General features: G+C 65.7%; 11 protein-coding genes. 5 read left to right on the top strand and 6 right to left on the bottom strand.

Annotated features, from left to right (window positions below):
* Positions 1–177: 177 nt before the first annotated feature.
* Together ahpC and prpR are read right to left on the bottom strand one after the other, a co-directional pair.
* Positions 178–741 (bottom strand): alkyl hydroperoxide reductase subunit C, encoded by a 564-nt coding sequence (gene ahpC / locus VOM14_RS12155; RefSeq protein ID WP_013341239.1) that lies wholly within the window; start codon positions 739–741, stop codon positions 178–180.
* A 113-nt stretch (positions 742–854) separates the two neighbouring features.
* Positions 855–2837, bottom strand: coding sequence for a propionate catabolism operon regulatory protein PrpR (prpR, locus tag VOM14_RS12150; protein ID WP_327628937.1), 1983 nt, complete (start codon positions 2835–2837; stop codon positions 855–857).
* 213 nt (positions 2838–3050) lie between these two features.
* Between prpR and VOM14_RS12145 the strand changes: the two genes are divergently transcribed.
* The 3 genes from VOM14_RS12145 to VOM14_RS12135 all read left to right on the top strand — a co-directional run bounded on the left by VOM14_RS12145 (position 3051) and on the right by VOM14_RS12135 (position 6216).
* On the top strand, positions 3051–3932 hold the full coding sequence (locus tag VOM14_RS12145) for an isocitrate lyase/PEP mutase family protein (RefSeq protein ID WP_327628936.1): 882 nt from the start codon (positions 3051–3053) through the stop codon (positions 3930–3932).
* A gap of 393 nt (positions 3933–4325) precedes the next feature.
* Positions 4326–5765 carry an MFS transporter gene (locus tag VOM14_RS12140; RefSeq protein WP_327628935.1) on the top strand — a complete coding sequence of 480 codons (1440 nt, stop codon included), beginning with the start codon at positions 4326–4328 and terminating at the stop codon, positions 5763–5765.
* 13 nt (positions 5766–5778) lie between these two features.
* Positions 5779–6216 (top strand): GNAT family N-acetyltransferase, encoded by a 438-nt coding sequence (locus VOM14_RS12135; RefSeq protein WP_327628934.1) that lies wholly within the window; start codon positions 5779–5781, stop codon positions 6214–6216.
* Between the two features lie 28 nt (positions 6217–6244).
* Here VOM14_RS12135 and VOM14_RS12130 read toward each other — a convergent pair whose 3' ends face one another.
* The 4 genes from VOM14_RS12130 to VOM14_RS12115 form a co-directional block, all read right to left on the bottom strand.
* A complete protein-coding gene (locus VOM14_RS12130; protein WP_327628933.1) occupies positions 6245–7138 on the bottom strand; it encodes a 2OG-Fe(II) oxygenase in 894 nt (297 codons plus the stop codon).
* A 78-nt stretch (positions 7139–7216) separates the two neighbouring features.
* Positions 7217–7696, bottom strand: coding sequence for a nuclear transport factor 2 family protein (locus VOM14_RS12125; protein WP_327628932.1), 480 nt, complete (start codon positions 7694–7696; stop codon positions 7217–7219).
* Positions 7697–7818: 122 nt separating this feature from the next.
* The gene (locus VOM14_RS12120) at positions 7819–9267 is read right to left on the bottom strand and encodes a nicotinate phosphoribosyltransferase (protein WP_327628931.1); all 1449 of its coding nucleotides are present in this window, start codon (positions 9265–9267) and stop codon (positions 7819–7821) included.
* Between the two features lie 116 nt (positions 9268–9383).
* Positions 9384–9683, bottom strand: coding sequence for a hypothetical protein (locus VOM14_RS12115; RefSeq protein WP_327628930.1), 300 nt, complete (start codon positions 9681–9683; stop codon positions 9384–9386).
* A gap of 1331 nt (positions 9684–11014) precedes the next feature.
* On the opposite strand from VOM14_RS12115, the gene VOM14_RS12110 reads away from it, so the two are divergent.
* Both VOM14_RS12110 and VOM14_RS12105 read left to right on the top strand, forming a co-directional pair.
* Positions 11015–12487, top strand: a complete 1473-nt coding sequence (locus VOM14_RS12110) for a sigma-54 dependent transcriptional regulator (RefSeq protein ID WP_327628929.1) — start codon at positions 11015–11017, stop codon at positions 12485–12487.
* 401 nt (positions 12488–12888) lie between these two features.
* Positions 12889–15594, top strand: a complete 2706-nt coding sequence (locus VOM14_RS12105; RefSeq protein WP_327628928.1) for a mechanosensitive ion channel domain-containing protein — start codon at positions 12889–12891, stop codon at positions 15592–15594.
* Positions 15595–15598 lie beyond the last annotated feature (4 nt).

Genomic DNA, 15598 nt, shown 5'->3' with positions numbered 1-15598 from the left:
CCGTGACGATGGGTGTTGGGTTCCCGGCGCCGCGCGCGGTCCGGATAGGAGCGGCGCTTGCCGGGGACGCGCGCACCGCTGCATGAAGCGGTGCGCACGGTGACGCTGGAGCGCGTTGAAGCGCTCACTGCGGTGGGTCGCTTTGGGTCGCTTTGGGTCGCTCTGGACCGTCAGACCTTAGATCTTGCCGATCAGGTCGAGCGACGGAGTCAGCGTTTCAGCGCCCGGCGTCCACTTGGCGGGGCACACTTCACCCGGATGCGCCGCGATGTATTGCGCAGCCTGCACCTTGCGCAGCAGTTCGCCAGCGTCACGGCCGATGCCGTTGTCGTGGATTTCGCACAGCTTGATCTCGCCTTCCGGGTTGATCACGAAGGTGCCGCGCAGTGCCAGACCTTCTTCTTCGATCAGCACGTCGAAGTTGCGCGAGATAGCCAGCGTCGGGTCGGCGAGCATCGGGTACTTGATCTTCTGGATCGTGTCCGACGTGTCGTGCCATGCCTTGTGCGTGAAGTGCGTATCGGTCGACACGCTGTAGATTTCCACGCCGAGCTTCTGGAAATCGGCGTAGCGGTCGGCCAGGTCACCCAGTTCGGTCGGGCAAACGAACGTGAAGTCGGCCGGATAGAAAACGAAAACCGACCACTTGCCCTTCAGGCTTTCTTCAGTGACGGTCACGAAATCGCCGTTGTGATAAGCCTGTGCCTTGAACGGTTTGACTTGACTGTTGATGATCGGCATTTACTGAGTCCTCTTTCTGAGTGGTTGGAAAGTGGAGTCAGTATGTCAGACGGCGCTTAATAGGTAAAGCGGATTGTTTTAATGATAACAATAGAGTTAGGCTATTTATCTGCCTACCCTCGACTATCGCGCTCATCGGCTTTGAGCAACCGCCACAGCGTCGTGCGGCCGATGCCCAGCGCCCGGCTCGCCGCAGCGCGGTTGCCGCCGGATTGCGCGAGCGCCCGGATCACGTCGGCGGGGGTCGGCGCGGCGCGCGCGGAGCCGGAGGTGCCTGCCGGCGACGCCTTGCTGAGCCGCGCGCCGCTGCTCGCGCCCTTCATCCGGGCGAACTCGGGGAAAACCGCTTCTAGATCGGGCCCGATTTCGCCGCTTGCATCGCCGAGATAAATTGCGGTACGCGCCAGCAGATTTTCCAGCTCACGTACGTTGCCGGGCCACGCATAGTGTTCGAAGAGCGGCGCCAGAAACGTCAGCACGCGGCCGGTGGCGGCCCCGGACAACCCATATTGGAGCGCGCCGCGGCTTAACAGGTGCGTGGCCAGTGGCACCATGTCGGCGCGCCGTTCGCGCAGCGGCGGCAATTCTATCTGAAGCAGATTGAGGCGAAAATACAGATCCGCGCGAAACGCGCCCTCCTCGACGAGCGCGTGAAGGTCGCGATGCGTGGCCGCGATCACGCGCACGTCGATCGGCGTCGCGCGGCCCGCGCCGAGCTTCATCACCTCGCGTTCCTGAAGCACTCGTAGCAGCCGGCTTTGGAGCGCCGCCGGCATTTCGCCGATCTCGTCGAGAAAAATCGTCCCCGTGTGGGCGATTTCGAAGAGACCCGGCTTGCCGCCGCGCCGCGCGCCGGTGAACGCGCCTTCCTCGTGACCGAACAGTTCGCTTTCGATCAGCCCTTCAGGCAGCGCCGCGCAATTGAACGCGACGAACGGATTGCCGCGCCGCCGGCTCGCGTTGTGGATGCCCTGCGCCACCAGTTCCTTGCCGGTGCCGCTTTCGCCGGTCAACAACACGGTGGCGTCGTGCGCGGCGCCCGCGCGCGCGAGCCGCCGCACGCGTTCGAGCGCGGCCGAACCGCCGATCAGATCGTCCAGCCGATGCCGCGCGACCAGATGCCTGGGGCGCTGGCTGGTGCGCAGCGAGTGGTCGATCCGCTGCGCGACGAGCGCGTCCTGCACGGTCACGACGTAGCCCGAGCGCGCGCCCTGCTCGACAATCGGCATGCAGTTGACGATGAGCGAGCGCTCGCCGATCTGCTCGATGCGCTCGTCCACGGCCGCGCCGCGCGCTTGCGCCTCGCGCAGCCACGGGCCGACGGTGCGCCCGAGCCGCGCGGCCACGTCGTCGTCGCGTTCGAGGCCGAGCAGGCCGAGCATCGCGGGATTGACGGCTTCGAGCTGACCGGCGTCGTCGAAAGCGGCGACGCCGTCGCGCAAATGGGCGACGATCGTATTCAGGCGCACGCGCTTCTCCTCCTTCTGCCGGCTCACGCGCGCAAGTTCGACCGAGCGCTCGAAGGCCTCTTCCACCGCGCCCAATGAGTAGAGAAACACGCTTTCCAGACCGGCCTTTTGCGCGAGGTCGCAAGCCATGCCGGGGCCGATGATCACGCGGCAGCCCTCGGCGGCGAGGTTATCGACCGCGGCCCGGACCTCGTCGATCGACCGGTACGCGCGCTGTTTCAGAACGACCTTCAGCCAGCCGCCCAGATCGGCGAGTTCGTGCGAGAGGGTCTCATGCAACACGAGGCCGATCGGCGCGCCCGGCCACGAGCTGGTGGCGCGGGTGATCGCGCTCAGCACGTCGAAGCCGTTCACCTTGACCATCACGACCGGCACGCTCAAGTGCTCGCGCAGATAGGCGCCGTTCGAGCCGGCGGCGAGGACGACATCGACGGAACCGGCATCCACCTGGGCTTGCAAAGCCGTGACCGCCGCGCCGTAGCCTTCGCGCACCGAAAAGAAGCGCGCGCGCCCGGCGTAGCGCGGCGCGATAGTCTCGCAAAGCGACTGCAAGCGGCTGATACTCACCAGGGCGACGCCGGGGCGGCCCGGATCGGCGCTGACAAAGGACGGCGTGAACGTTGACACGTGCGCATGCTCCCCGCGAAATGAAACGAAGCGAAACGTTCCATGAAACGTTTCATGGAACACATGGGCATTCTGCCACGGATCTGCATCGGCGAAGGTCTGCGCGCCAAGTCCTTGATTTGCCGACGACACCGGCCCGCGCCGGCTCAATGGCATGCTTCCTGCACTTCGAGGCCCCTCAAGCCATCCTTTACTTTTTGGAGACGCACCGTCATGACCACTTCCGCCACGCGCCGCGCCGCTTTCCGCGCCAAGGTCAACGAACGTCAGGGCCTGCTCGTGCCCGGCGCCTTCAACGCGATGAGCGCCCGCGTGGTCGAGGACGCCGGTTTCGAGGCGCTCTACATCACGGGCGCGGGCGTCACCAATATGTCGCTTGGCCTGCCGGACCTCGGTTTCATCGGCCTCGCCGAAGTCGCCGAGCATACGGCGCGGATTCGCGACGCGGTCGCGCTGCCGCTGATCGTCGACGCCGACACGGGTTTCGGCAACGCGCTGAACGTGCGCCAGACCGTGCGCGTGCTGGAGCGCAGCGGCGCCGACGTGATCCAGTTCGAAGACCAGATCATGCCGAAGAAGTGCGGCCACTTTTCGGGCAAGGAAGTCGTCAGCGCGAGCGAGATGGTGGGCAAGATCCGCGCGGCCGTCGATGCCCGCGAGGACGGCAACCTGCAAATCATGGCGCGCACCGACGCGGCGGCGGTCCACGGTATCGAGGATGCGATCGAGCGAGGTCATCGCTTCATCGAGGCAGGCGCGGACATTCTGTTCATCGAGGCGACGGAATCGCTCGCGGATATCGAGCGTCTGCCGGCGCTGTTCGACAAGCCGCAATTGATCAACATCGTGATCGGCGGCAAGACGCCGGTGCACTCGCGCGAGGCGCTCGCCGGCCTCGGCTACGGCATCGTGCTGTATGCGAACGCGGCGCTGCAAGGCGCGGTGCTCGGCATGCAGCGCGCGCTCGGCAGCCTGAAGACCAACGGCCGCCTCGATGAGGACGCGACGCTGGTCGCCCCGTTCAGCGAGCGCCAGCGTCTCGTGAACAAGCCGTTGTACGACCGGCTCGATCGCGAGTACGCCGCGAAAGACTGAGCGTCGCGCCAATCGAAGCGTATTGACGGCGCGTGAGGCGCGGTGCCGCCGTGCCGTGCCGCGTGAGCCGCGTGAACCGCCCATGAGCACGAAAAAAGCGTTCCCGTCGACGCACGCGACGCGCAACGGTCGCTGGGCGCGGGCCGCCGCGCATTACCCGCCGATGCTGCGCGCGCGATTGCGTTAGGATTCAGGGCCGGCCAGCGAGCGCGATCGTCGCGATGGCGCCGGCCCCGCTCCTCTCGCTCGTCCGCCTCGCGCGAACAGCGGAAATACGTCTTCGAAAGGTAGTCGACAAATGAAGTGCATCCCGCTGGATGGCCTGCGTGAAGTTCGCCCGCTCGCTCGCGGCATCGGCCACGCAAGCGCGCGCATCGCGCCCGGAGCCGCGCGATGAGCGCAAGCAGCACGCCTCTGAAACATGCCGGCTGGCTGCCGTATATCGTCGCGGCCACCTTTTTCATGGAATATCTCGACACCACGGTGATCGCGACCGCGCTGCCGCAAATGGCGCATTCGTTCGGCGTCGGGCCCAACAGCGTGAGCCTCGGCATGACAGCCTATATGCTCGCGCTCGCCATCTTCATTCCGGCCAGCGGCTGGGTCGCCGACCGCTGCGGCTCGCGCACCGTTTTCTTCAGCGCCATTGGCGTGTTCACGGCGGCTTCCGTGTTGTGCGGGCTCTCGCAAAACGTGGCGGAATTCACCGCCGCGCGTTTGCTGCAAGGCATCGGCGGCGCGATGATGGTGCCGGTGGGCCGGCTGATCGTGGTTCGCAGTACCGAGAAAAGCCGCATGATGCAGGCGATCTCCACCATCACCTGGCCCGCGATTGCCGCGCCGGTGGTCGGCCCGCCGATAGGCGGCTTCATCACGACCTACGCATCATGGCGCTGGATTTTCCTGCTCAACGTGCCGTTCGGTCTCGCCGCGATGGCCGTCGCGCTCGCGCTCGTGCCGAACTTGCGCGGCAGCGAGCGCAAGCCGCTCGACGTCGTCGGCCTGTTGCTGAGCGGCGCCGCGCTCACCGCGATTCTGTACGGCGCGGAACTGGCGAGCCAGCCTGCCGAGAATCCGTGGACGGCCGGAGCGATCGTCGGCGGCGGCTTGCTGGTCGGCGTCGTCGCGTTCCTGCATGCAAAGCGTCATCCGCATCCGCTGATCGACGTTTCCACGCTGAAAATTCCCACGTTTTCCGTGACCGTCGTCACCGGCTCGTTCACGCGCATCGGCATCGGCGCGGTGCCGTATCTGATGCCGCTGCTGTTTCAGGTCGGCTTCGGTTTGTCGGCGTTCAAGTCGGGTTTGCTGCTGCTCGCCAGCGCGCTCGGCAACCTCAGCATGAAAGCGCTGACCACGCGCATCCTGCAGCGCTTCGGCTTTCGCACGGTGTCGATTGTCGACGTGACGGTGGCCGGCATTTTCATCATCGCGTGCGGGCTGCTGACGCCGAACGTGCCGCTCGCGCTCGTGCTGATCGTGGTGTTCGTCTACGGCCTCGCGCGCTCGATGCAGTTTTCCACGCTCGCCACGCTGGCCTACGCCGACGTCGCGCAACCACAGATGAGCGCGGCCAGCACGCTGTGGAGCGCCGCCGCGCAGATGACCATCGGGCTGGGCATCGCGTTCGGCGCGGTGTCGCTGCGGGCCGCGGCGTTCTTCAACGGCGAAACCACGGGCCGCGTGTTCACGCTCGACGATTTCCGCCTCGCGTTCCTGCTGGCGGGCGCGCTGACGCTCGTGTCCGTGATCGGCTATATGGGCATGGCGCGAAACGCTGGGCAAAGCATCGGCGGCGGCTCGCGCGGCGCGGAAGATCCCGCGAAGAGTTGAACCAGGAGACGACGTGGCCTCACCAAACGAACTGATCATTTCGAGCAATCCGGATCAACTCGACATCGAGCTGATTCACGCGTTTCTGTCGCAGGAAACGGCTTGGGCCAAAGGCATGCCGCGCGACACGCTGGAGCGCGCTATCGCGGGATCGCTCTGTTTCGGCGGATATGTCGGCGGCAAGCAGGTGGCGTTCGCGCGCGTCGTCACGGACGAGGCGACGTTCGCCTATCTGTGCGATGTGTTCGTGCTGCCGGCGTATCGTGGCAAGGGATACGCGTCGGCGCTGCTCGCGCAACTGTTCGCGAGCCCCGCACTCCAGGGCTTGAGAAGGATCATGCTCGCGACGACCGACGCGCATCATGTCTATCGGCGGCACGGATTCGAGGCGTTGTCGAACCCCGAGCTTTTCATGCAAGTGCATAAGCCGGACGTCTACACGCGCGCATGACCGCATGCCGCTAGCCGCGATCGGCGCGTCAAACGTAGGCGCGCTCGCGCATCCACTTCGTCATGATCCACTTTTCGCCGGCGACCACCGGCGCGCCGCCGTGCAACGTCAGCGGGTCGAGTTGGCGCTGGCCGTTCATATAGCGGAAATAGACGGCGCCGCCCTGCTTCGCCGCGACCGATAATCCGGCTTCCGGAAAGATCGTCTCGCCGCCGTCCGGCACATCGTTCAGATAAACGACGAGCGTGGCCACACGCTGCCCGCCGCGCGCCGTATGCACCGCGCTGCCGGGCTGATCGGGCGCGAAGTAGTCGAAATGCGGCCGGTATTCGCCGGTTGGCCCGTAGCGCAGAATCTGCAAGCCTTCGCCATTCTCGGCCGGCCAGTTCATCAGGCTGGCAATGCGCCGGTCCATCCGCTCGATAAACGCATCTTCGCCGCGCTGATACCAGATGCCTTCGCTGGTCCGGTTGCGGATCACGTCTTCCTGACCGGTCGCGGGATTGACCGTGGTGGACCGTTTCAGCCGATGCCGCGAACGCCCGATCATTTCGGCGCATTCGTCGGCCGAGAGCACATTCGCGAGCACCATCAATTGCGGGCGCTCGCAGCGCATCAATACCTGCACGTCGCGGTCATAGGCGCGAATCGTGTTGCCGCGCGCCACGGGCGCGTCGTCGTAGCGATACGGATGCGGCGTCTTTTGCGGCGGCGCGGCTTCGGTCCCGTTGGCGCGCGCGGCGGCCGTGCCCGACGCGGCGCCGCTCGCGAGGCTCAAGCCGATTGCGTTGCGCACCATCTGCTGCGCGACGTCGGCGGCGAAGCCCGCTTGCACCATGGCGTCGATCATCGAGTCCATCGTGCAGCCGCGCGCTGCGTTCGTGCCGAGCCACTCTTGCCATGCGGCATCCACTAAGGGCATACGCGTCCCCGCTATCCGATAAGAATGAATCCGCGCTGACAGTTTCTGCGCGCCATGCCCAGTACGCAGCGCATGCCGTTACGCGTCGTGGTCCTGACGCCGATAAAGCTCCAGCCCTCGTCTCGCCCGCGCGCGCATGGCGCGCTGCACGAGCGGCGACCAGCCAAGCAGCGCGCCTCGCGTGCCCATGGCCTGGCGCATCCACGCCCACAAGTCGAAACTGTCGCGATGTTCGACGATCAGCCCGTCGCGGAACGCGAAGCGCGCGTCGATATGATTGACGACCGGGCGGCCCGTTTGACTGAACACATAGCTCGCGGCCCAATGCGCGCGGCCGCTATGTTCGTCGGCTTCGACGCTGTCGAACGTCAGCGAAAAATCCTGCGCGCGCGTGACGAGCATGCGCCACATGTCGCGCACTTCGTCGCCGTGCAATTCGCCAAACGCGGGATCGCTGAAGACGACGTCGTCGGCATAGCAGGCGATCATGGTCGCTGCATCGCGCCGCTGGAACGCCGTGTAGAAGCGTTTGATCAGTTCGGTATTGGAATGGCTCATTGTTCTGGTATTGGGGTTGGCCTCGGGTCGCTCGTGCAGCCACGCTGCCGCCCAAGATAGCCGAATTCGGCCGCATTGTATCCAATGATCGCGTCAACTCGCACGCCGTATGGTTAGGGCCGCTACGCTTCGTGCGCATGCGCGCGAGCGCGGATCTCGGACAACGACGCATCCACCAGCAATGCGCCTGAATCGAACACCGTCACCATTGCGTCTTCCCAATCGGCTTCGTCCGTGGCCGCGTGTTTGACTTGCGCGAGCGGCAACGCCGCCGTCCGGTACTCGCCGGTTCGACGATTGCGCAGCAGCGTGAGCCGTCCCTTCATGGAGCGCTTGGCGGTGTCCGTGACGGGCTCTTTCGACACGTCGTGCCATGCGTCGCCCAGGCGAATCGCCGAACACTTCATCGCAAAGCGCTGCGTGTCGCGATCGATCTGCTGCAACAGCGCGCCGCCCATGCCGAAGACGATGTTGTCCGTGGCGAAGCCCGCGTCGTCCATGGCCGCGAGAATCGCTTCGAGCGAGTCGGGGTTCACGCCGTCGCCCTGAATCACACGCACGTTGTTGAGCACGCGCCGCCCCTTGCTGTTCACCGTCGATCCAAACGACGCCGCGAGCGCGCGCAACGTGTACAACACGATGGTCCGCGGATCGCCCGAGTCCGGACGGATCACGAGCATGCCGCCGGCGTCGAGCACCGCCTGCTTCAACTCCGTGCCCCACGCCTTCAACGCGGCGAACAGATCGTATGAGTCCGACACCACGGAAACGATTGCGCCCGGTTTGCCGAACCTCGCGATCATGTTGCGATAGGCGTCGGTCTCGCGCTCGCGGCCCCACGCTGTGATCGTGCTGTGCTCGGCGGCCGGCACTGAAAACGCGGCCATGCTCTCGTTGTAGTAACGATTCGCGGCCATCACGCCGAGCACCGTGTCGGAGCCCATGAAGCTCACCAGATGCGCCGCGCCGCCAATCGCCGCCGATTCCGCGCTCGACACGCCGCGCGCGCCGAAGTCATGCAGCTTGAACGGCAACTGCGTGAGGTCGTCGCTGCTCCTCGCCAGATACGCGCGAATCGTCTGCCGCAGATGCCAGCTTTGCGTGGCCACGGTGATCGGATACCACACGCGCAGCAGCATGGTTTCCAGATACGACGCGAGCCAGAACACCTGCGGATCGTCGCATTCCACCGTGACGAGCACGTTATGCGTGGGCACCACCGAGCCTTCCGGCACCGCGCGAATCCGCACCGGCAGATAGCCGTTGTATTGCTGGACGATATGACGCCAGCCCGCTTCGTTGAACGGCTCGCCATGCGCGGTGAAAAATGCTTTGGCTTCGTCGATCATCGGCGGGGTAACGGGGCGGCACAGATACGTCTTGAGCAGGATTTGCAGGCCGAAAAAGACCGTGCGCTCGTAACGTCCGCCGCGCGACTCGATGTAGGAAAACATCGCCGATGCTTCCGGCGGGTACTGAAGATAGTGCGACGCCTTATACGAATCCGTGTTCAGAATCGGATTCGACAGGAACGATGAAACGCCGCTGAAACCGCTGGATTCGATGGGCATGGAAGACGCCGCGCTCGGCTCGCTGACTGGCTCTTGCTCACATGATGCCATGACCGGCATGCAGCCCGCACGTCCCGCTCAGCCCGCTCGCATCGTTCGGCGGCGCCTGGCGGACATCAATGCGCGTCGTCGAATTCGCGCCGGCGGATGTCCTCGTCGCGCTCGCCGTGCCTGTCGCGCGGAACCGGCGTTTCATACGCGTCGTGCAGCGCCGGGCGTTGAATTTCGGCTTGTGTCTTGCGCTTGATCGCATCGGCGATCACGAGCGTGAGCAGATCGACCGATGGCGTGGCGAACAACGCATGCTGCGAGCCGACATAGGGTTGATAACGCAGGCGCGCACCCTTCGTGTCGCGTGCCGTGGCCGGCTGGTCATGGCGCGGCGCGCAGGCCGGGCCGGAAATGGTCGCTTTCATGAGATCCCCCGCAGGACGATCGCCGACGGCCGCATCGCCGCCTCTCCAGGTCCGCCGTGCCCACGCGAAAGCGCGAACACGGCGCCCGGTCCACCTCGCCTATCTGCCTCTCTATGGAGGCTCTGGCCGTTTTCCCCGATTCGTCGCGCCGGTCGGCCTGGACCGTACGCTGCCCCTTCCCTGTTTTGCAAGCCGCTCGCGCAAACGTTGCCGCGCGAGGAACCCGTCGTTATCTATTACTACCCGCACTTCCACAGACGAAAAAACCGGCGAGGTCAGAGCGTTGCGTCGTCCGGTGACGAACCGCCGCTTCCCATCGGTCGCTCGCCCCGCCTTGTTTGACGTCCGTCTATCAGTGGCCCCGCCGTAGCCTCGTATCACGCATTGGCATTCCCCGGCCGCGTCCACGAAGTCTTTGCTGCTTCCGGTGGCTTGCTTGCTTCTTCTCCCTCGGCTTACCGGCAGCAGCGCATTCGCTGCGAGTCGCTTATTGCAATGGCCATGCCATGCGCGCCCAGGTCTTGGCGCACGGGCAACGAATCGGCGCGCGAGAGGATCGCCGGGTTCGAGCAACACACAGTGATTCGAATTCGAGACGTGCTAAAGCCTTCCGCTCGCGTTAAAAACCCGCATTCAGGCGACGGCATGCGTGCTTCCAGGACGCGCCACGCCTGCTGCGCCGCGCGCTTTCGAGGTCCGCATTACGCTCCGGTCAAATGTTCCGGCATGCCAATGCGGGAAATTCATCGAAATGAATGCCGCCGATTTTGTTGCGTACGTGAAACATGCGAAATTCGCCGAGTGCCTATGCGAAAGACATGTCCGCCGCATTTCGTTAATTGGTTTTGTGAGCCGCCGCGCATAACAGGCTTGACCGCTTCGCTTTAAGCGGTTCCTGATTATTGGACGACCGTGCCAAATCCGCAGTGATTACCGAATACATTCACGCCTGACCCATAAACCTTTCCGTTACTGAATTGTTTGTATAGCATTCCAAAGCGCTTTCGCTTATGGTTAAGCGACGCGCCCCTCAGAGCGCGCTCAAAAGCCAACGAAATAACAGGCGGCACAAGTGATTCGCGGATGAAATACTGCATCGCCTGCCGTGAACCTGGTGTATCCGCGGCTCAAGCCGCAGGCTTCCTGTCCGTTATACCGTTTGTTGTGAATGGACCGTTTCCGGGTTGCCGCGCGAGCATCGGCGGCATAAAAGCTTCATACCCAGCCGGATAAACTGAACGGCTGGCCGGTTTATCGTTAGGCTGGTGCGGCTTGCCGGTCTTTGAGAAACAACGAACAACAGTTCTGAAAGCAGCATTGAACCGGGGGTAATGGAAATGACTTTCGCACCTGCGGACACCGAACGCACCGTTCTTTACGTGTCGAACTCGCCCGACCCGAAACTCGCCGATTTTCTGGCCGCTTCCGGCTGGCACGCCGTGCACGCGAAAAGCACCGCGACCGCAGAACGCATGATCGAGCGCGACAATATCAAGGTCGGTCTCGTCGAATTGCCGCACGACTGCACGGCGCAGCAACTGTCGGCGCTCGCCTCGTGCATGCGGCGCGCCGAAACCAACTGGGTCGCGCAGATCGCGCCGGGGCAGGCGCAGAACGAACTGGTGAGCCGCTTCATCCTCGATTACTGTTTCGACTTTGTCACGCGGCCATGGCTGAACGAGCGCCTCGTGTTCGCGCTCGGCCATGCGCACGGGCTCTCGGCGCTGCGGCAAGTGCATGTGGCGCCGGAGCCGTCGCTCGGACGGCACGGCATGGTCGGCCAATGCGAGGCGATGCAGCAGCTTTACCGGCGCATCGACAAATGCGGGGCGACCGAAGCGCCGGTGTTCGTCGCGGGCGAGTCGGGCACAGGCAAGGAGCTGACCGCCCGCGCCATCCACGATCGCTCGCCGCGCACGGGGCGCGCCTTCGTCGCCATCAATTGCGCGGCGATTCCGCCGAGCCTGTTGCAGGCCGAACTCTTCGGGCACGAACGCGGCGCGTTCACCGGCGCGCTTCAGCGCAAAATCGGCCGGATCGAAAGCGCGCATGAAGGCACCCTTTTTCTCGACGAAATCGGCGACATGCCGCACGAATGCCAGGCGGTCCTGCTGCGCTTCCTGCAGGAAGGCACGATCGAGCGGCTGGGCGGCAATGGTCCGATTCACGTGGATGTGCGCGTCATTTCCGCGACGCACGTGGATCTCGACAAAGCCGTGGAAGAAGGACGCTTCCGTGCCGACCTGTATCACCGGCTGTGCGTGCTGCGGCTCGTCGAACCGCCGCTGCGCGAGCGCGGCGGCGACATCAAGCTGCTCGCCAACTATGCGCTCAGCATGTACAAACAGGACGGCGCGCGCAAACTGCGCGGGCTGTCGAGCGACGCGATCGTCGCCATGGCGAACTACGCGTGGCCGGGCAATGTGCGCGAGCTGATCAACTGCGTGCGCCGCGCGGTGGTGATGAGCGAGGGCCGCTTCATCACGGCAAGCGACCTCGGCCTGCCGGAGACGAACAACTCGCCGCCCGTCACGCTCGCGGAAATCCGCAGCAAGGCCGAGAAAGACGCCATCGAGCACGCGTTGCAGCGGCATGGCTACAAGTTGTCGGAGGCGGCGGCCGAACTGGGCATCTCGCGCGCCACCCTGTACCGGCTGATGCACGCGGACCGGCTGCATCAGGAGCCGTCGGGCGCGCGCACGTCGAATGCGGGCGCCGATGCGGACGGCGACGGTGAGGCCGAGCGGCGCGTGGCTTCGCCTTCGCCCGCATCGTCTGCGTTGATGTCGGCGGCGTCGGCGTAAGTATTTTGCAGGCACATTTCTGGCAGGCTGGCGAGCCGGGCAAACAGGCGGTTTTCCGCGCCCGCCGCCGCCCAGCCGGTTGACCCGAGCCGTCTTCGTCCGCCCCGCGCTTTGCCCGCCGCCTGCCGCCTGCCTCCCGCCTCCCGCCTCCCGCCTCACGCCTCACGCCTCACGCCTCACGCCTCACGCCTCACGCCTCACGCCTCACGCCGCCAGGCAAGCAATTTGCTACCCCTCCATGTCCGGCCGGCCCGGATTAGCCAGCCGGCCGTTGCAACAACCCAACGCAGCCTCAGGAACTTGTGCGGCGGAACCCTTGTCGGTTAAGGGTCAAACCTGATCCGCCCAACCGGCCGATGCGTCCCGCCAGCCGTCCGCATTCGCAGCCCGTCCCAGACCCTATGCGCAAATTACTACACGCTTGCTTCTTCGCTTTTCTCATTCTTGCCGCGCCCCCGCTTTTCGCCGCAGTGACGCCGGCCACGCCCGCCTCGGCGGCCTCGGGCACCGCGGTCATCCTGACGCCCGAGCAGGCGCGCCAGGCGCTGTCGGTCCTCAACGACCCGAAACGCCGCGCGCAAGTCGCCGATACCTTACAGGCCATCGCCGCCGCGGGCGCGCTCAGTGCGCCCGCCTCCGCCCCGGCGGCCGCCTCCGCGGGCGCGCCGGCCAGCGGCGCCGCCGCCCTCGTGCCCGCCGCGTTCAAGTCGAACGGACTGGCGTCGCAACTCGCGCGTCAGGGCGCGCACTGGGCCGTCCATCTTGGCGCGTCGCTGCGCAACTCGCTCAACGCGTTGCTCGACGTCGCCTCGGTGCGCGCGTGGTGGAACTGGCAATCGACCAACCCGCAAGCGCGCTCCATGCTCGCGCACGTCGCGTGGTCGCTGCTGGCCGCGTTGCTGCCCGCGCTCGCGATCGAATGGCTGGCGCGGCGTCTGTTGCGCCGCGCGTACCGTGCGCTCGCCGCGCGCCGCGAACTGGGCGACGAAGCCGACGCGCCGCGCACGGATTTGCCGGTCGACGTCCAACCGCAGCGCGCCGACGCGCCCCACGCCGCGCCGCCGCTGCCCGCCGCGCCGGTCGCGGAAGCCGTGGCCGATGCCGAGGCGCAGGCCGAGGCACGCGCCGACGCCAGGGCGGAAGCAAAAGCCGCCGCCGCAACGCCCGCCACCGGCGAACCCGCCGTGACGCCCCCGCCGTCGGGCACGCACGGCCGGGCCGCCGAAGCCAAGGGCAAGCAGAACGCCACGCATCACTGGACGCTGTTGCAGCGCCTGCCGCGCGCGCTGTTGATCACCGTGCTGCGCCTGATCCCGCTCGCGGTGTTCGTCGGCGCGGCGAGTGCGCTCATGTCCATCTTCACCGACGACGGCACGCCGCAAGACCACGCGCTCGATTCGCTCGTCGACATCTACATGCTGTGCCGCGTGGTCGTGATCGTCAGCAGCTTTTTCCTGCAGCCCGGCGCGCCGCGTTTGCGCCTGTTGCGCATGAGCGATGCGTGGGCCGCGTTCGTGTATCGCTGGGTGATTCGCATTGTCAGCGTGGTGGGCGCCGGCTCGGCGGCTGCCGAGATCGCGCACTCGCTCGGCTTGAGCGACGCCGCGCATCTCGCGTTGATGAAGGCCGTCGCGCTCGCCGGCCACGTGATGATCTCGATTCTCATTCTGCGATGCGCGAAGCCCGTCGGCGAATTGATCCGCCGGCGCCTCGCCGCGCGCAAGTCGCTCGAAATGCTCGGCAATGCGCTGGCCGACGTCTGGGCCTGGCTCGCCGTGTTCGTCGTGATGGCGCTGTGGTTCATCTGGGCGCTCGACGTGCAGAATGGCTATCAGGCGCTGCTGCATCTTGGCGGCATGTCGCTCGCGGTGCTGGCGGGCGCGCGCGTGCTGTCCATCGTGATCTTCGGCGGCCTGGCGCGGCTCTTCAGCGGCCAGGAAGACAACGGCAAATCGCTCGTGCATCAGCACGCCTACCGCTATTACCCGCTGTTGCGGCGCGTGGTGTCGTCAATCATCGCCATCGTGACCGCGCTCGCGTTGCTGCAAGTCTGGGGCGTCCATGTGGGCGACCTGTTCCGCACCGGCACGGTCGGCCATCGGCTCGCGTCGGCGATCATCACGATCGGCGTGGCCGCGATCATCGCGCTGCTCGTGTGGGAAAGCGTGAACGTGTCCGTCGAACGGCGGCTCGACCGCTGGACGACGAGCGGCGACCTCGTGCGCGCCGCGCGTTTGCGCACGCTGCTGCCGATGCTGCGCACCGCGCTCTTTTGCGTGATCGCGCTCGTGGTCGTGCTCACGGGACTGAGCGAACTCGGGGTGAACATCGGGCCGCTGCTCGCGGGCGCGAGTATTTTCGGCGTGGCGCTCGGCTTCGGTTCGCAAAAGCTCGTGCAGGATTTCATCACGGGCATTTTCCTGTTGATGGAAAACGCGATGCAGGTCGGCGACTGGGTGACGCTCGCGGGCGTGTCCGGCACGGTCGAATATCTGTCGATCCGCACGGTGCGGCTGCGCGGCGGCGACGGGTCGCTGTTCACCGTGCCGTTCAGTTCGGTATCGACGGTGAACAATACGAATCGCGGCATCGGCAATGCGGGCGTGCGCGTGAACATCGTGTTCGGGCAGGACGTGGATCTGGCCATCGACACGCTGAAGGAAATCGGCGCCGCGCTGCGCCAGGATGACAAGTTCAAGGACGGCATTCTGGCCGACTTCAGCTTCTGGGGCGTCGATGCGGTGGACGGCTCGGCCGTGACGCTGGCCGGCCAGATTCAGTGCCGCGACTCGGCGCGCTGGGGCGTGCAGCGCGAATTCAACCGGCGCATTCTCGACCAGTTCCGCGAACGCGGCATCGAAATCGCCAACCCGCAGCGCAATCTGCTGACGTGGGACCCGGAGAGCGCCGCGCCGCGCGTCGAAGCCGGCGAGCCGCCGAAGGAAGAACCGAAAGAGGCGCCGCCCGGCGCTTGTGCCGAAGGTTCGTCGTCGCAAGGCAACTCCAGGGGCGACGCGCCCGTGGACGACCAGATTCCGGTCGACTCGAAGCCCGCTGGCGGACCGGGCACGCCCGGCAATCCGGGCGCGACCTCGCCGCATGAGTAAAGCA

Origin of the sequence: Paraburkholderia sp. MPAMCS5 (assembly GCF_036016995.1) — a bacterium.
Taxonomy (GTDB): Bacteria; Pseudomonadota; Gammaproteobacteria; order Burkholderiales; family Burkholderiaceae; genus Paraburkholderia.
The sequence above is the reverse complement of the archived record's forward strand: the minus strand, read 5'-3'. Positions and strand labels throughout refer to the sequence as shown.